The sequence below is a fragment of the Nesterenkonia pannonica genome (assembly GCF_019575955.1).
GTDB classification, from domain to species: Bacteria; Actinomycetota; Actinomycetes; order Actinomycetales; family Micrococcaceae; genus Nesterenkonia; species Nesterenkonia pannonica.
In genome coordinates this window covers 1,520,981-1,537,651 of record NZ_CP080575.1, presented here as the reverse complement: position 1 = coordinate 1,537,651, position 16,671 = coordinate 1,520,981, and the positions used below count along the sequence as shown (strand labels likewise).

Here is a 16,671-nt window from a genome sequence, read left to right as displayed (position 1 = left end):
ACGACCTCATGAGCGCACGCATTGAGCACCTGGAGACCTCCGGAACCTTTTCCCTGGACGGAGAGACGCACAACGTGGACAACAACGTGTGGTTCGTCGGCACGGAGGAGGAGGTCATCATCATCGACCCCGCGCACGATGCCGACGCGGTGGAGAAGCAGGTGGGCGGCCGTCGGGTCGCAGCGATCCTGCTGACCCATGCCCACGACGACCACATCCGACAGGTCCGGGATGTCCAGTCCCGCGTCGGCGGCGACATTCACCTGAACTGGGACGACAAGGTCCTCTGGGAGCAGGTGTACGGAGATGCTGAGCCCGAGGTCAAGATCGCCGACGGAGACACCTTCACCATCGGCGAGACGGTCCTGACGGCCATTCACACACCTGGCCACTCCCCGGCTCCACGTGCTACTACGCAGAGAATCTCGACGGCGAGCCTGTCCTCTTCTCGGGCGACACGCTGTTCAACGGCGGCCCCAGGGGCCACCGGGCGCTCCTACAGCAGCTTCGAGACCATTGTGGATTCCATCAAATCCCGCCTGTTCGAGCTCCCGGATCAGACGCAGGTCAACACGGGGCACGGGCCGTCCACCACCATCGGCACGGAGAAGCCCAACGTGGAGGAGGCGCTCAAGAGCGCCGAGTGATCTGACGCTCCCGCGGACCCGCCCGGGTCTCCTTACGCATGACGCGTGGGGGCCCGGGCGTTTCTGTGTCTGGGGCCTGGTCAGCCGATAGGTTCGAGCACGTTCCAGTATGTGCTGTACGTCTCGAGGATGGCCTGTTCGACGCTGTGGACGGTGAGCTCGGGGTTGAGCTCGTCGGCTGATCCTGCGGTCAGCGGGTCCCACTCCAGCCCGAGCGCGTCATACACCTCGGCGAGCACGCGCCGGATGCGTGGGCCGTCTTCGATGACGATGGAGGTGGAGAACAGCCACCCGCTGGCCACCTGTCGCTGGGCGGTGCCGACCAGCTTCAGCCGGACGTCGGCCTGGTCGGGTGGATGCCATGCACGGAGTGGTCTCCGTAGCAGTACTCGGCGGGAAGGGGCGCCATCACGGCATCCAGTCCGGCGTTCTGCAGCGCGTCGGCGAAGAGCTCTCCGAATGCCACGAATCGATCTTGGGATTCGCGGATGGGGTCTGCGTCCGGCTCGATGTGGTCCACCACGAGGACCCGGGGCTGTAGGCGGCTGCCCGTCCTCCGGCTCGACGGACGAGGGCTCGAACCCGAGGGCGCGGCTGCGGCGTGCGGCTTCTTCGAAGCCGGGGAGCTTCGCGTCCCGCTGCCCGAAGGCGACGGTCGGCTGGGGCCGGTAGATGCGCAGCATCGGCCCCACGTCTGGCTCGCGTGTGCTCTGCAGCAGGTCGAGGGCCCGCTGGAGGTCTGCTTCCGCGCCGAGGCTCGAGGTCTGCCGGATCAGCTGCAGCTGGGGGCCGCGGGGGCACTGCGGCGCCCCGAGCGGCCGTTGTCGGAGGAGCTCATCGGCGTGCGTGCGGGGTTGCGGCGTGCAGGGCGTGCCACCCACAGTGGGCTCAGGTGCTTCGCTGGTGGAGTGGATCGCTGTCACGCCGCACGAGTTTACCCATAGGCGCAGCACCTCAGCGGCAGATATCGGTCGCGGCAGGTTTAGAGAGCCGATTCTATGGAGTCGGCAAGGTCTTCAGGTTTGGTCTGAGGTGAGAACCGTTGGACGACTTCCCCATTGCGATTGATCAGGAACTTGGTGAAGTTCCATTTGATGGATTCCGCCGAGGAGCCCGGAGCGCTCGTCCTTGAGCCATTGGAAGAGAGGGTGCGTGTGCTTGCCGTTGACGTGCACCTTGTCGAACATCGGGAAGCTGACCCCGTAATTGACCTGGCAGAACTCCTCGATGTCACTGCTGTCCCCGGACTCCTGGGCGAAATCGTTGGAGGAAGCCCAAGATGGTCAGCCCCGATCGCTGTAGGTCTCGTGGAGCTTCTGCAGGCCTTCGTACTGCGGCGTGAGGCCGCACTTGGAGGCTGTGTTGACCACCAGCACCACGTCACCGTCGAAATCGGCGAGCGCTCGGTCCTCTCCCTGCAGAGTCGTGGCGGTGAAGTCCGTGAGCTTGGTCATAGGTCATTGTCTCACCCGCACCACTTTGAGGCACGGACTCCTGTCTGCCTCATAGGCGGGGGCTGCGGGCATCCCGTGACGCGGCACAGTCCGTCCCTCTCAGGTCAGGGAGCATCTGGCCACTCGTCATGGTCGTAGAGCGGCTCCTCCTCGCTCTCCTCGCCCTCCAATTCGGCGAGGGCCTCTTCCATCTCTTCAGGTGTTCTCGGGATGTCGTCCTCCGCAGGTTCCGCAGAGCCTGGGGGTCGCTCCACCACTGAGGCGAGGTGACGCGGAGCGCAAACCGCTCCCCGCTGTCGTTGATGCGCAGCTCTGCCCCGTTGGCGTGCTCGTAGTCCGTGGCAGGTTCGACGAACGACGCAGCTGGCTCCCATCCGGAACCGGTGAGCGCTTCATGAACCTGTTCGAGAACCTCATCGTCCAGGGATATGTCCTTGGAGAAGTGAAGGGACAGGTAGTAGATGTCGAATCCGGTGGGTGAGCGCTCCGCGTCGTAGCCGTCCAGCCGGGCCGTCGCCTCCCAATCTTCCGCGGAGACCGCCTCCCGCACAGGCACCACTGATTCTTGGAGCTCGAGGTATCGGGACTCGTAGCGCTCACGCTGCTCGTCCGTCGACAGCTGACGCACCACGGTGGGGCGGTCCCCGGCGGCGTCCTGCTGGGATGCGCTGTCCGCTGCGGCGATCACCACGCCCAGAGCAGCGAGCGCCGGCGCTGCAGCCACGGCCGCGTACCCGGCAGCGAGTCCGAGACGCACCTGGCGGGGTGGCCTCTTCGACGCCGCACTGACCAGAATCGCCGCCCAGCTGAAGATCAGAACAGCGAGAGCAACCATCTGAAGAGTGTCCTGGCTTTCGTGCGAAAGTCCGACCGGGAGCATATGGGTGAGCAGCGAGGGGACAGGGCCATCGGTGACGTCGCGAAAGGTCAGGATGATCGGTATCCATGACCACCAGTGCAGGATGAGCAGCCACAGCATTCCTGCGGGCGCGGAGGTGTGCCCGGCCCGCCGGAGCAGCATTCTCGGCAGTGAGCCCAGCAGTCCCGCCCCGCCCACGATCACCGGTGACAGGAGAAGAAGCACCAGAGCGTGCCACCCTCCCCCTGGAGGCGATATTGCAGGGAAGAAGACGATGAGCACGGGCATACCCCAGCTCATCAACGGCCACAGGCCCCAAATGGCGTCCGCGAGGCCTTGGGAACGAGGAGTGTCCGTGCGGCGCTCGGACTCAGGCAGGGCTCTCTCGTCCATGCCTCCGGACTCTATACGCCGAGGGTGCTGGCAGTGAGCTCTTCGTCACTCACGCAGGTCGAACTCTGTGACCGGAATGTCTTCCAAGCGCCAAGGGTTGACCCCGACCTGCCGGAGGAACCAGTCGGTGCCCTCATGCTCGCCCGGTGACTCCAGGGTCAGCTCCTCGCCCCCAATATCTGGATAGACGAGGTAGGCGACTGCCGAGTCACCTTCGTCATAGTCCCGGTAGCTGCCGAAGAGCACGTCGGTGAGCCGGTGATAGTCCCGACCTGAGACGTCGGACTCTTCGGGATCCTCTTCGTCGACCTCCACGTCGGTGACGAAGTACCGCAGCGGTTCGCCCCAGTGGTCCCCTGCCACCAAGTACGGCAGGTCCACTGAGCCGACCTGGCTGACACCAGCCCGGTGCGCTCCTCCGGCCCCAAGGGCGAAGGGCCAGTTCAGGTTCGCGCCCTCCTCGGTCGCCTCGGCCCGGATGCCCGCCACCATCAGGCCATCATGCCGCTCCAGCGAGTCCACGCTGAGAATGACCTCTTCGTCGGCATGGGGACCCCTGTCACCGGCGTTGACGGTGATGCTCTCGTCAGCAGTTCCGACTGGTCCTTCCGGTTCAGGAAGCTCTCCCTCCACCGCCCGCTCGTCAGGCTCGGTCACCGTGGTGAAATGCAGCTCCACTCGTCGGTTCATGGCACGGCCCTCGTCGGAGCTGTTGTCCGCGATGGGCTCGCGGAAGGACTCCCCGTAACGGATACGTCGTCGAAGGCATCGAGGTCGGCGATCTCCTCGAGCTGATCGTGCACGGCCTCGGCTCGCTCCTCCGACAGGGCCTGGTTGTACTCCTCGTCCAGGACGTCATCGGTATGCCCGACAATCCGCAGCTCTCCGCCCTCGGTGCCGGCCATCTCTTCCGCCGCCGTCTGCAGCGCCTCCTCCGCATCGGAGGACAGATCCGAGGAGTCGACGTCGAAGAGCACGTCGGAGGGAGGCTGACGGTCGTCTCATCCCCTTCGATCTCGACGGTGTACTCGGGGTATCACGCCAGCTCACCAGCTCATGGCTCTGACCGGCCACATCCGAAGGGTCGAGGCTCTCGTCGGTGGAGTTGGCCTCGTCCAGATCTCCCTCCATCACCGGGACGTCGGACACCAGGCCGAAGTGCGGCAGCAGAACGCTGACAGTATCGCTCTCGGGTGCGGCGAAGACGCCGTACCAGTTCAGGGTGTCGCCTGGTTCCGCCCGCCCTGCAGCGCGGTCACCGGAGGAACCGGACGCAGCAGCGATGCTCCCTTCGCCCTGCTCCGTCCTGGCCAGCTCGGCCACCGTCATCGCGTCCGGGTCGATCAGTCGCACCTGGCCATAAGCTCGGCTGCCGTCGGCCACTCCGGCTAGGCCGTGGAGGACGTTGATGGTGCTCAGCGTATCCTCGCCCTCCTGGTAGTCGAAGTCCATGGAGAGGGCCGCAAGATCACCGTCGCGCACCACTGGGCCGATGACGGCCTCCAACGTCACATCGCCTGAGAGGCTGCCTCCGTAGTGCGGGAAGAAGGTCGCCGATGCGGCCACGCCGTCAGCCTCCGCGGTTTCCGGGTCAGCAGGTTCGACGCTCTCCTCCGTCTCCTGGCCCTCGGCCTCGTCCTGCTCGCTCTCCCCTGTGCCCTCCGCGGGTTCGGGACTGCCGGCGGGATCTGCATCTTCGAACGAGGCCTGCTCCTCAGAGCCGCAGGCTGAGAGGCCCAGAAGTGCTGCGAGTGCGGCGGCGCTGATCGTGGCGGACTGGTTCTTACGAATCATCGGTCCTCTTCTCATGGCTCGTTCCGTGGAGGCCACCACGGGGTGCTGCCCATGAGTCGCCCGCAGCGGCGAAAAAGTTGCATCCGACTCGATGAATATAGCCGCATATCCACAATGATGGCCGTCATCGAACCGATATAGCCCCTATTGACCAAGGTGTTTGAGCGGCCTAATCTGAAACGACTCCGGCGCTATCCGCAGGGCACAGACCATATTGGACGCGCACGAACGCCTCTGACACATGCGCATCAGTAAGCTATATGCGCTGCTGCCGAAGACGGTCCCGCTCCCCGACCGTGAAAGCCAGCATCATGCCCGTCATCTCCGTCACCACAGACTCTGAGAACCTGACGATGAACGTCGTCGCTGACTTTCCCGTTCCGGTGCGTCGACTATGGGATGGCTACGCCGACCCTCGCCAGATCGAGAGATTCTGGGGACCGCCGGGATACCCAGCAACCTTTACCAGGCATGATCTCTTTCCCGGCGGGCGCAGCGAGTACTTCATGACGGGGCCGGACGGCACGCGTTCGTTCTACTTCTGGGATTTCCTCGCCGTCGAGGAAGGCCATTCTTTCGAGGTGCAGGACGGCTGGACCGACGAGGATGGTACGCCCTCGTCCGACATGCCATCGGTTCGGGTGCTGTTCGCACTCGGCGAGACGCCGGACGGCTCACGGCTCACCAGCACCGCCACCTTCCCTCCCCGGAAGCCATGGAGAAGTTGGTCTCTATGGGTGTCGTCGAGGGCACAAAGGCTGCTATGGCTCAGATAGACCAGGTCGTCTCGGACCCGGTGACCTTCGCCCCGGAAGGGCACTCGAATGGACCCTGATAGGGGACGATCGGGTTCGGATCACCAGGGTGCTCCGCGGCACTCTCCAGCAGGTATGGCACGCCCACCACGACTCTGAGCTGATACGCCGATGGATGTATGGGCCTGAGGGCTGGTCCATTGCCGAGTGCACTCCAGCCGTGCACGTCGGCGAGCACTACCGGTACGTGTTCGAGCCCAGCCCGGGCGTGGAGGGCCACACCTTCGCGATCGGGGTGAGCTCCTCGAGAGCGTTCCACCGCGCCGGGAAGTATCCCTGGAGAGCATGGAGGGAATCGAGGGACCGCTGGCACGCAATGAGCAGACATTCATCCCCGTCGGGGCGGGACGCTGCTGTCACTGGTGATCACATACGCCAGTGCAGAACAGCGCGACATGGTCCTGGGAACCGGTATGACTGACGGAATGGAGATCACCTACGCCCGTCTGGACCAGCTGCTGGCAGCCTGATGCGCAGCGTGTGCATCACCGCGTTCGTCTCACTGGATGGAGTGATGGCACGATGAGAAGCCTCCACCTTAGTGCGGTGATCGCACGCGATGCTGCGGAGGTGTATGCGTTCGCTGCTGACCCGGAGAATCTGCCGCGGTGGGCAGCTGGACTGGCTCAGAGCGATGTCCGCAGAGGAGGCTCCGCTCTGGTCGCCCAGTCCCCGATGGGCGAGGTGTCTTTCACGTTCGCGCCCCACAACGCATTCGGCGTGCTGGACCATGACGTACGACTGCCCTCGGGACAGGTGGTGCACAATCCTCTGCGGGTCATCCCTCACCCTGAAGGTTCTGAGATCGTCTTCACACTCCGCCAAAGGGACCTCACTGATGAGGAGTTCGAGCGGGACGCCGCAGCGATCCGGCAGGATCTGGAACAGCTGAGGGCGCTGCTGGATGAGGGCGTCTGAGGCGACGCATCGGGTCAGCTCGGCTACTCGGGCTTAGCAGACTTCTGCCCCTGCAGTCGGCGCCGAAGTGCACGGGCCTTCTTGCGCAGCTGCGATGCGTTGTCGGGGTAAGCTGCACGGTGGCAGGGTCGGCTTCTCGCAGGGGCGCTTTCTCCCCCGCCGATGCATCGGCAAACATGGCGTCGATCAGCATGCTGGCGACGTCTCTGCTCTGGCCCACCCATGGATAGTGGTGGCCGGTGATCATGGCGTTGCTGTTGACCTCGAGCACGTAGGGCTTCTCGCCGTTGCCGTTGCGGGGAAGAAGCATGTCGATTCCTGCCACGCGCAGTCCTGGGATTGCTTGGGCCACGGATTCGGCCAGGGCGATCTCCTCTTCGGTCAGTTCGTCGGTCGCGTCGACTCCATCGCCGCCGCTATGTACGTTCGAGTTCGGCCTCAGCCACACCTGCTGGCCGTCTTCCGGCACGGACTCCAGTTCGAGCTGCTGCTTCTCCAGCTCTTTGACGACGATGTCGTCCACGAGAATCTGGTAGTGGACGGGATTCTGCGACTCGGTCCTGAGCCGGTTCTTCTCATCGACCAGCTCCGTCACGGTGGAGGTGCCGTCGCCGATCACGTTGGCGGGCACTCGCCTGGCGGCGGCTGCGACCTTGCCGGAGATGAGGAGGACGCGGTGTTCCACACCGTCGACGAATCGCTCGACCAGCACGTACTCAGACTGGTCTGCCACGTCGTGGAACGCCTTTTCGAAGTCTGCGAACTCAGTGATGCCGATGTGGACGGAGGCGCCCATTCTCCCGTTGTGCGGCTTAACCACTACGGGTATCTGGTGCGACGCCCAGCTCCAGGCCTCGTGGAGCTGGTCACGTCTGAACGCGACGTTCTCCGGTGCCCGCACACCTTCGTTGAGCAGAAGCCGGGTGGTCACGTCCTTGTAGCGTGTGCAGCGCCGGGCGAGGCGGTCGTTGAGGTTGGAGTGTGCGCCTTCGAACCGGACGCGGCGATTGCTTACTTTCATGATGAGCCGGTTCCTGTGGTCCGCAAATATGGGGACGCCCTTTTCCATGGCCCGGTTGGCCAGCAAGGTGGTGGTGAGCCCAGCCTTGATGCCCTGCTCGAGCAAGTACTTTCGGGTTTCTTCTAGCTCTACGATCGTCTTTGACCTCTCATCGAAGCGCCCTAGGTTTCGTTCCATGGGTAGACGGCCGGGGGCGCAGGCGTCCAAGGGTAAGTCTAGGGGCTTCAGCCATGGCTGAGTTGCTGCGACCTAGAGCCTGCCGTTTGGCTTTGGGCACAGAAGAGCCCGGACCTGCAGACAACTGCGGATCCGGGCCCCTTATCAGGCCTTACGGCGACAACTCAGGACATCAATCTCAGAAGTCCCAGTCGTCGTCTTCGGTCTCGACGGCTTTGCCGATGACGTAGCTGGAGCCGGAGCCGGAGAAGAAGTCGTGGTTCTCGTCGGCGTTGGGGCTCAGTGCCGAGAGGATCGCGGGATTCACCTCCGTGAGCTCGGGCGGGAACATGGCCTCATAGCCGAGGTTCATCAGCGCTTTGTTGGCGTTGTAGTGGAGGAACTTCTTCACGTCCTCCGTCATGCCCACACCGTCGTAGAGGTCCGCGGTGTACTGGATCTCGTTCTCGTAGAGCTCCATGAGGAGGTCGTAGGTGTAGGCCTTCAGCTCCTCCTGACGCTCCGGGCTTTCCTGCTCCAGTGCCCGCTGGTACTTGTAGCCGATGTAGTAGCCGTGGACGGCCTCATCCCGGATGATCAGACGGATGATGTCCGCGGTGTTCGTCAGCTTCGCCCGCGAGGACCAGTGCATCGGCAGGTAGAAGCCGGAGTAGAAGAGGAAGGACTCCAGGATGGTCGAGGCCACCCGCTTCTTGAGCCCATCGTTGCCGTGGTAGTAGTCCATGACGATCTGAGCTTTGCGCTGCAGGTTTTCGTTTTCACGGGACCAGCGGAATGCCTCGTCGATCTCCTTGGTGGAGCACAGGGTGGAGAAGATCTGCGAGTAGGACTTCGCGTGGACTGACTCCATGAAGGCGATGTTGGTGAGCACCGCCTCCTCATGCTGGGTCAGCGAATCCGGGATCAGCGCCACCGCGCCGACAGTGCCCTGGATGGTGTCCAGCAGGGTCAGGCCGGTGAAGACCCGCATGGTGAGGGTCTTCTCCTCCTCCGTGAGAGTCGCCCAGGACTGCACATCGTTGGACACCGGCACCTTCTCAGGCAGCCAGAAGTTATTGACCAGGCGATTCCAGACCTCGCCGTCCTTCTCGTCCTGCAGACGATTCCAGTTGATCGCGTCGACGTGGTCCAGCAGACCCGAAACGGTCTGCGCCTCTGCTGATGTCGTCATAGTTCCTTCAGCTCGTGTGATGATCTCTCACGGTAGGCGCCGACGGCGGGGCCTGTGTATGTTCTCGAAAACCAATGCTCTCCGCGCTCAGCGCGCAGGAGGGCTACAGCATGCAGGAGACGCAGCCTTCGACCTCTGTGCCCTCGAGGGCCAGCTGCCGCAGACGGATGTAGTAGAGGGTCTTGATGCCCTTCTTCCACGCGTAGATCTGCGCCTTGTTGATGTCACGGGTGCTCGCAGTGTCCTTGAAGAACAGTGTCAGGCTCAACCCCTGGTCAACATGCTGGGTGGCTGCGGCGTAGGTGTCGATGATCTTCTCGTAGCCGATCTCGTACGCGTCCTGGTAGTACTCCAGGTTCTCGTTGGTGAGATACGGCGCCGGGTAGTACACGCGGCCCAGCTTGCCCTCTTTGCGGATCTCGATCGGGGACGCCACCGGGTGGATCGACGAGGTCGAGTTGTTGATGTAGCTGATCGAGCCCGTCGGCGGCACAGCCTGCAGGTTCTGGTTGTAGATGCCGTGCTTCTGCACCTCAGCCTTCAGCTCACGCCAGTCCGCCTGAGTCGGCAGGGTCACGTGGCCGAACAGCTGACGCACCTTCTCCGTCTTCGGCTCCCACGACTCATCGGTGTACTTGTCGAAGAACTCGCCCGAGGCGTACTGGGAGCGCTCGAAGCCGTCGAAGGCCCGGCCCGTCTCCTTCGCCAGCAGGTTCGAGGCCCGCAGGCAGTGGTAGAGCACCGTGTAGAAGTAGATGTTGGTGAAGTCCAGGCCCTCTTCTGAGCCGTAGTGGACCCGCTCGCGCGCCAGGTAGCCGTGCAGGTTCATCTGACCCAGGCCGATGGCGTGGCTGCGCCGGTTGCCCTCAGCGATCGAAGGGACCGAATCGATGTAAGACATGTCCGAGACCGCAGTCAGGGAGCGGATGGCCGTCTCGATGGTCTGGCCGAAGTCCACCGAGTCCATCGTCTTGGCGATGTTCAGCGAGCCCAGGTTGCAGGAGATGTCCTTGCCGATCTGCGCGTACCCCAGGTCAGCCTCGTAGACCGAAGGCTCAGAGACCTGCAGGATCTCGGAGCACAGGTTCGACATCGAGATCCGGCCGTCGATCGGGTTCGCCCGGTTCACCGTGTCCTCGAACATGATGTACGGGTAGCCGGACTCGAACTGGATCTCAGCGAGGGTCTGGAAGAACTCGCGAGCGTTGATCTTGGTCTTGCGGATCCGGCCGTCGTCGACCATCTCGTAGTACTTCTCCGTCACCGAGATCTCGCTGAACGGGGTGCCGTAGACGCGCTCCACGTCGTACGGGCTGAAGAGGTACATGTCCTCATTGCGCTTGGCGAGCTCGAACGTGATGTCCGGGACCACGACGCCGAGGCTGAGGGTCTTGATCCGGATCTTCTCGTCCGCGTTCTCCCGCTTGGTGTCGAGGAACCGGTGGATGTCCGGGTGGTGGGCGCTGAGGTACACGGCACCGGCGCCCTGGCGGGCTCCGAGCTGGTTCGCGTAGGAGAAGGAGTCCTCCAGCAGCTTCATCACCGGGATGACGCCCGAGGACTGGTTCTGGATCTGCTTGATGGGGGCGCCGTGCTCACGCACGTTGGTCAGCGACAGCGCCACTCCCCCGCCGCGCTTGGACAGCTGCAGGGCGGAGTTGATCCCGCGGGCGATGGACTCCATGTTGTCCTCGATGCGCAGCAGGAAGCAGGACACCAGCTCGCCGCGCTGCTTCTTGCCCGAGTTCAGGAACGTGGGAGTCGCTTACTGGAACCGCCCAGAGATGATCTCCTGCATGATGCGGGTGGCCAGGTGCTCGTCACCCTGGCCCAGGTGCAGCGCGACCATGCACACGCGGTCTTCGAGCCGCTCCAGGAAGCGGTTGCCGTCGAAGGTCTTCAGCGCGTACGAGGTGTAGAACTTGAAGGCGCCCAGGAAGGTGGGGAAGCGGAACTTGTAGGCGTAGGCCTCATCCCACAGGCGTCGCACGAACTCGCGGGAGTACTGCTCGAGAGTCTCAGGCTCGTAGTAGTCGTTCTCTACGAGGTAGTTGAGCTTCTCATCGAGGTCGTGGAAGAACACCGTGTTGGTGTTCACGTTGTCCAGGAAGTACTTGCGCGCAGCCAGCTGATCGGCCTCGAACTGGATCTTGCCGTCCGGGCCGTAGAGGTTCAGCATGGCGTTGAGCTCGTGGTAGCTCAGGCCCTCCCACTGCGGGGGACGCTCTTGGCGAGTGCCGGTTCGGCTACGCGGCTGAGAGGCTTGACTGCTGTTTCCAAAATTCTTCCAATCCCTTCAGCACTGTCGAGACGTCCCTCTCAGTGCCCATGAGTTCAAAGCGGTACAGGTGCGGCACGCTGCATTTGGCGGCGATGATGTCGCCTGCAACGCAGTAGCTCTCCTGAAAATTCGTGTTGCCGGACCCGATGACGCCGCGCAGCAGCCGCCGGTTGGACTCCACATTGAGGAACGTGATGACCTGCTTGGGCACCGAGCCCTTGCCGCCGTCTGCCCCATAGCTGGGAGTGACCAGGACGAACGGCTCAGTGGCCTGCAGAGTCTCCTCGGTGGTGCGCAGCGGCAGCCGCGCCGTCTCGCCCTCAGGCAGGCCCAGCTTCTCCACGAACCGGTGCGTGTTGTTCGACACCGACGAGAAGTAGATCAGCGTGGCTGAGGTGAGCACAGGAACTCCTGCTGGATCGTCAGGCTGCGACTGCCTGCGCTTCGGCAGCCAGCTCGCTGATCTTGTCGGGGCGAAAGCCGGACCAGTGGTCGGCGTCGGTGATGACGACGGGGCCTGCATGTAGCCCAGAGCGCGAACCCGCTCGAGAGCCTCAGCGTCCTGGGAGATGTCGACGGTCTTGTAGGCCACGCCGTTCTTGTCGAGAGCGCGGTAGGTGGCGTTGCACTGGACGCATGCTTACTTGGTGTAGACGGTGACGCTCATGGGGAAGACTCCTCGATCCATTTGCTGCGGGATAAAACGTGGTGCGGAATAAAACCGGATCCGCGGTGACCAGGCGGCTCTTCGCCCTGTTCCCTGCGGACTTGCTCAATACTACATCTTGGGTTTGGCCCCGTCACCAACCACTAGATGATGTACTCACATCGATGTAGTTCCCCACACCGAACTGCACAGGACCTGTGGAGGGCCTTTCAGCGCAATACCGCGGATCCATGGCTCTCCTGCACCTGTCCTCCACAGGTGTGCACTCTTCTGATCCCCAACCCAGGCCGGGCGTGTCGCCACAACATGTGGTGCGAACGGCAAGGGTCCCCGCCACATGATGTGGCAGGGACCCCATTTTCGCAGGCTGGAACTACAGGCGCAGAAGCACCTTTCCGCTGCTCTGAGCGTCGCGGGCCGCCGCAAAGGCCGCCTCGGCCTCGTCGAGGCCGAATTCATGCGTCAGGAGCGCATCTGCTGCATCGTCGTCGGCGAGGATCCGCACGGCCTCGTGGATTTCGTCCTTGAAGCGGAACGTGCCCAGAAGCGTCAGCTCCTTGGAGATATAGGGCGCCAGGCTCACCGGGCGCGCCTGGCCGGGCACCATTCCCACCTGCACCACAGTGCAAGCAGGCCTGGCGGCGGCCAGGGCGGCTGAGATGGCAGGTGCCGCCCCTGAGCACTCCAGCACGACGTCGTAGGCGCTGACGGGCACTGCCTGCTCGGCCACGTTGATGACCTCGTCAGCACCCATGGCCTGAGCCCGCTCCAAGGGCCCCTGCAGCACGTCGCTGACATGCACGACGGCGGCCCCTCGGGCACGGGCCGCCACCAGCGCCAGCAGGCCGATCGGCCCTGCGCCGGAGACGAACACCTTCCTGCCGGTGAGATCTCCCGCACGGTAGGCGCCGTGGAGCGCCACCGCCAGCGGCTCTGCCAGCGCCGCTCGGCGCACTGAGAGCGCATCCGGCAGCGGCACCACCATGTCGGCGGCCACCAGCAGCTGCTCCGATGCCGCGCCCTGGGTGTGCGGCCAGGTCGAGGCGCTGCCGAGGTATGAGCCTCCAGGCCACAGATGCGGACTGTCGGGGTACTCGGCCTGCTGCTGGCCGAACCTCGCCGGGTGGACCGTGACGGGCTGGCCCGCCTCGAACCTGCCGGACGGGTCCTCGGCCACGCGCCCGCTGAGCTCGTGTCCAGGGATCAGCGGCTCACGGACGGTGAACTCCCGTTGGTTCCCTCATAGAAGTAGTGCAGATCCGACCCGCAGATCCCCACATACTCCACATTGATCAGCACCTCACCCGTCTTCGGCTGTGGGGCCTCCACGGTTCTGACGGCGGCCTTCTCAGCCGCATCGATATACAGCGCACGCATGGGGCGTCCTTTCTGGGTGCCGAGGATCAGACCACGGCTGTCATGCCGCCGTCGACGAAGATGTTCTGCCCCGAGACGAAGCTCGACGCATCCGATGAGAGGAACAGCAGGGCGCTAACCAGTTCATCGAAGCTGCCCCATCGTCCCGCTGGGGTGCGAGCCCGCAGCCAAGAGTCGAAGGTCTCGTTCTCCACCAGGTCCCGATTCATCTCGGTCGCGAAGTACCCGGGCGAGAGAGCGTTGACCTGGATGTTGTGCCGGGCCAGATCGGCGGCCATCCCTTGGTCAGCTGCGCCACGCCGCCCTTGCTCGCCGAGTAGGGGCGATGGTCTGGCGAGCCAGGTGCGACTGGACTGAGGCGATGTTGATGATCTTGCCGGAGCCGCGCTCCACCATGGCTTAAGCGTCACGAATCGGGACACGTAGAAGGCGCTCGAGAGATTGGAGGCCAGCACCGCGTCCCAGTCGTCCGGGTCGAACTCGTGGATCGGGGCCCGTCGCTGCAGCCCCGCATTGTTGACCACGATGTCCGGGACTCCGTGGTCCTGGATCAGCTCAGCGATCCCCTGCTTCACGGCGTCTTTGTCGGTGACGTCGAAGCGGACTGTGCCCGCCGACCGCTGGCCGCTCTCCTCGATGAGCTGGGAGGTCTCTGCCAGAGCTTCAGCGCTGCGTCCGTGGAGGATGACCCGGGCACCGGCCTCGGCGAGGGTGAGGGCCAGCGCTCGGCCCAGACCTCGGGAGGAGCCGGTGACCAGCACGAGCTACCGGTGACGTCGAACAGCTGGTTCACTCGTGTGCCGGTCACAGCAGCGAGACTCCCGCGTAGACCACCGAGACCATGCCGAAGCCGATGAGGGACTGCAGGCCCTGCTGGACGGTCCAGACCTTCAGGGTGGTCTTGACGTCCATACCCATGAGTCGGCCGACCAGCCAGAAGCCGGAGTCATTGACGTGCCCGGCGAAGACCGAGCCAGCAGCGGTGGCGAGCACGATGCAGGCCACCTGCAGCTCGCTGAAGTCGCCTGCGATCACGGCGGGGCAGCCAGGCCTGCGGCGGTGACGAGGGCGACGGTTGCCGAGCCCTGAGCCAGACGGATGGCGACAGCGATGAGATAGGCCGCCAGGATCACCGGCATGCCGGTGCCGGAGAGGGTCTCCGCGATGGCTTCGCCGATGCCGGAGGCCCGGAGGACTCCGCCGAACATGCCATGCGCGCCGGTGATCAGAATGACCGAGCAGATGGGGCCCAGGGCGGAGTCCAGCAGCTTCTCGATGGCGGTGCCGTTCTCACCGCGGCGGTAGCCGAGGAAGAAGCTGGCAAGAAGCACGGTGATCAGCAGGGCGATACCGGAGTTTCCGAAGAAGGACAGAGTCTCGACCCACAGGTCCTCCCCGTCGACCACACCTTCGGTGGCCAGGGTGTTCAGACCCGTGTTGAACAGGATCAGGACCATGGGCGTCAGCAGCAGGCCGATGACGGTGCCGACCCGGGGAGGGTTGGAGGGCTGGTCGTCGTCGCGCTCACCGAAGATGGTGGGGGTGGGGATGAAGATGCGGTCGCCGACGTAGCGGCCCCACATGTAGCTCTACCACGTGCCACAGCGGGTAGGCGATGATCAGACCGATGAGCAGCACCAGCCCGATGTTGGCGTCGTAGAACTCCGGGCTCGATGCCGTCACAGGGCCAGGGTGGGGCGGCAGGAACACGTGCATGACCGAGAAGGCGGCCGCAGTGGGGATGCCGAAGACCAGGACGGACTTCTCCGAGATGCGGCGCGCCACGGCGAACACGATGGGAAGCATCATGACCAGGCTAGGCGTCGAAGAACATCGGAAAGCCCAGCAGCAGCGAGGCGATGCCCAGCGCCATCGGGGCACGCTTCTCGCCGAACCGTGAGATCAGGGCGTCGGCGAGTGCCTTGGCGCCGCCGGAATGCTCAATGAGCCGCCCCAGCATCGCGCCCAAGGCGACCAGCAGGGCGACCCCGGCAAGTGTGGAGCCGAACCCGTCGGTCATGACCTCGAACACGGCACCCATCGGCACCCCGGCAACCACGGCGGTGAGCGCCGAGACGATGATCAGGGTGATGAAGGCGTGGACCTTGAACTTGATGATGAGAAGAAGAATGAGCGCGATGGCACCCACTGCGATGGCAAGCAGCGGCGCGGTGCCCATTGTCTGGGACCAATCGTCCATGAGAATCTCCGTTGAATCTGCAGGATCTCGTGATGAGCGGCAGGCACTTCTGTGGCAACCGTCACACGACCGAACGGCAGAAGCCTGCCACAAACGTCATACCTTTTGCAATCATTAGGCACATCTGTGGTCAGCGCGTGTGATCCTGACGCCATAGTGTGGAGTCGGTCAGCGTGTCCCCTGACCCCGAGCAGAAAGCAGAGCCCTTGCAGCCCTCACACGATTCCGTGCTCGATGACCTCGGACGACGCATCGCGGCGGCGAGATCCCACCGGGAACTGTGCTGACCCTGGCAGGCCTCGAGGCGGAGTACCGGGTGTCCCGCACCGTGATCCGGGAGGCTGTCCGCGTGCTGGAGTCCAAGAGCATGGTCGAGTCCAAGCGTCGCGTGGGCGTGACCGTCACCTCGATGTCGCGCTGGAGCGCTCTGGACTCGACGCTCATCTCCTGGCGACTGGACTCCCTGCCCGACCCCAGCAGCTGGTGGCGCTGACCGAGCTGAGGCTGGCGGTGGAGCCTGCAGCAGCCCGCCTGACGGCCCTGCGCGCCACAGAGGAGACGCGCGCCGAGATGGGCCGACTGGCCCAGGTGCTGCAGACCCTGGGGAACGCAGGCAAAGGAGACACGGAGGAGTACCTCGCCGCGGACATCGCCTTCCACAACCTCCTCTTAGAGGCATGCGGAAACCTGATGCTCACGGCCCTGAGGGAACCCGTGGCTGAGATGCTCAGCGGCCGCCACAACGCGGGGCTCACCCCGCGCAGCCCGTGGAGGAATCACTCCACAACCACGTCGAGGCCGCCAACGCGATCGTCAGGGGTGACACCGAGGCCGCCGAGAAGTTCGTGCGGGCCTACTGCGAATCGATCCTGAACGAAGTGCGCACCCTGGGCTGAG

At 64.2% G+C, this 16,671-nt stretch carries 14 protein-coding genes and 6 pseudogenes; 5 read left to right on the top strand and 15 right to left on the bottom strand.

From position 1 onward, the window contains the following. Positions 1-8: 8 nt before the first annotated feature. Positions 9-647, top strand: a pseudogene (locus K0H76_RS11130) (MBL fold metallo-hydrolase). Between the two features lie 80 nt (positions 648-727). Here K0H76_RS11130 and K0H76_RS11125 read toward each other — a convergent pair. From K0H76_RS11125 to K0H76_RS11100, 6 genes and pseudogenes are all read right to left on the bottom strand, one after another. Beyond that, positions 728-1,429: pseudogene (locus tag K0H76_RS11125) on the bottom strand (lipoate--protein ligase family protein). 200 nt (positions 1,430-1,629) lie between these two features. Beyond that, positions 1,630-2,101 (bottom strand): annotated as a pseudogene (locus K0H76_RS11120) (glutathione peroxidase). A gap of 49 nt (positions 2,102-2,150) precedes the next feature. Further along, positions 2,151-3,353, bottom strand: a complete 1,203-nt coding sequence (locus tag K0H76_RS11115) for a hypothetical protein (protein WP_258933032.1) — start codon at positions 3,351-3,353, stop codon at positions 2,151-2,153. A gap of 45 nt (positions 3,354-3,398) precedes the next feature. Further along, positions 3,399-4,031, bottom strand: a complete 633-nt coding sequence (locus tag K0H76_RS11110; RefSeq protein ID WP_258933031.1) for a hypothetical protein — start codon at positions 4,029-4,031, stop codon at positions 3,399-3,401. A gap of 8 nt (positions 4,032-4,039) precedes the next feature. Then, positions 4,040-4,279 (bottom strand): OmpA family protein, encoded by a 240-nt coding sequence (locus K0H76_RS11105; RefSeq protein WP_258935392.1) that lies wholly within the window; start codon positions 4,277-4,279, stop codon positions 4,040-4,042. Next, on the bottom strand, positions 4,209-5,147 hold the full coding sequence (locus K0H76_RS11100; RefSeq protein ID WP_258933030.1) for a hypothetical protein: 939 nt from the start codon (positions 5,145-5,147) through the stop codon (positions 4,209-4,211). The genes K0H76_RS11105 and K0H76_RS11100 overlap by 71 nt, the downstream gene beginning before the upstream one ends. A gap of 296 nt (positions 5,148-5,443) precedes the next feature. Here K0H76_RS11100 and K0H76_RS11095 point away from each other — a divergent pair, with 296 nt between their 5' ends. Together K0H76_RS11095 and K0H76_RS11090 are read left to right on the top strand one after the other, a co-directional pair. Next, positions 5,444-5,923 carry an SRPBCC domain-containing protein gene (locus K0H76_RS11095; protein WP_258933029.1) on the top strand — a complete coding sequence of 160 codons (480 nt, stop codon included), beginning with the start codon at positions 5,444-5,446 and terminating at the stop codon, positions 5,921-5,923. A 585-nt stretch (positions 5,924-6,508) separates the two neighbouring features. Then, positions 6,509-6,880 (top strand): SRPBCC family protein, encoded by a 372-nt coding sequence (locus K0H76_RS11090; RefSeq protein WP_258933028.1) that lies wholly within the window; start codon positions 6,509-6,511, stop codon positions 6,878-6,880. Here the strand turns inward: K0H76_RS11090 and K0H76_RS11085 are convergent. The 9 genes and pseudogenes from K0H76_RS11085 to K0H76_RS11045 all read right to left on the bottom strand — a co-directional run bounded on the left by K0H76_RS11085 (position 6,795) and on the right by K0H76_RS11045 (position 15,774). Next, positions 6,795-8,006 carry an ATP-grasp domain-containing protein gene (locus tag K0H76_RS11085; RefSeq protein WP_258933027.1) on the bottom strand — a complete coding sequence of 404 codons (1,212 nt, stop codon included), beginning with the start codon at positions 8,004-8,006 and terminating at the stop codon, positions 6,795-6,797. The two genes, K0H76_RS11090 and K0H76_RS11085, sit on opposite strands and share 86 nt — an antisense overlap. 250 nt (positions 8,007-8,256) lie before the next feature. Further along, on the bottom strand, positions 8,257-9,249 hold the full coding sequence (gene nrdF, locus K0H76_RS11080; protein ID WP_146338397.1) for a class 1b ribonucleoside-diphosphate reductase subunit beta: 993 nt from the start codon (positions 9,247-9,249) through the stop codon (positions 8,257-8,259). A 103-nt stretch (positions 9,250-9,352) separates the two neighbouring features. Next, positions 9,353-11,428: pseudogene (gene nrdE, locus K0H76_RS11075) on the bottom strand (class 1b ribonucleoside-diphosphate reductase subunit alpha). 67 nt (positions 11,429-11,495) lie between these two features. Continuing rightward, positions 11,496-11,933, bottom strand: coding sequence for a class Ib ribonucleoside-diphosphate reductase assembly flavoprotein NrdI (gene nrdI / locus K0H76_RS11070; RefSeq protein WP_246836228.1), 438 nt, complete (start codon positions 11,931-11,933; stop codon positions 11,496-11,498). A 19-nt stretch (positions 11,934-11,952) separates the two neighbouring features. Continuing rightward, positions 11,953-12,197, bottom strand: a pseudogene (nrdH, locus tag K0H76_RS11065) (glutaredoxin-like protein NrdH). A gap of 373 nt (positions 12,198-12,570) precedes the next feature. Further along, positions 12,571-13,374, bottom strand: coding sequence for a zinc-binding dehydrogenase (locus K0H76_RS11060; RefSeq protein WP_258933026.1), 804 nt, complete (start codon positions 13,372-13,374; stop codon positions 12,571-12,573). Between the two features lie 26 nt (positions 13,375-13,400). Next, positions 13,401-13,574: an alcohol dehydrogenase catalytic domain-containing protein gene (locus tag K0H76_RS11055; RefSeq protein ID WP_258933025.1), complete on the bottom strand. Its 174-nt coding sequence runs from the start codon at positions 13,572-13,574 to the stop codon at positions 13,401-13,403. A 26-nt stretch (positions 13,575-13,600) separates the two neighbouring features. Further along, complete coding sequence (locus K0H76_RS11050; RefSeq protein ID WP_258933024.1) at positions 13,601-14,335, bottom strand: SDR family oxidoreductase; 735 nt, start codon at positions 14,333-14,335, stop codon at positions 13,601-13,603. A 43-nt stretch (positions 14,336-14,378) separates the two neighbouring features. Beyond that, positions 14,379-15,774 (bottom strand): annotated as a pseudogene (locus K0H76_RS11045) (GntP family permease). A 280-nt stretch (positions 15,775-16,054) separates the two neighbouring features. Here K0H76_RS11045 and K0H76_RS11040 point away from each other — a divergent pair. Together K0H76_RS11040 and K0H76_RS11035 are read left to right on the top strand one after the other, a co-directional pair. Continuing rightward, a complete protein-coding gene (locus tag K0H76_RS11040) occupies positions 16,055-16,267 on the top strand; it encodes a GntR family transcriptional regulator (protein WP_258933023.1) in 213 nt (70 codons plus the stop codon). Further along, positions 16,258-16,647: an FCD domain-containing protein gene (locus K0H76_RS11035; RefSeq protein ID WP_258933022.1), complete on the top strand. Its 390-nt coding sequence runs from the start codon at positions 16,258-16,260 to the stop codon at positions 16,645-16,647. Before K0H76_RS11040 ends, K0H76_RS11035 begins: the two co-directional genes overlap by 10 nt. The last annotated feature ends 24 nt before the right edge of the window (positions 16,648-16,671 follow it).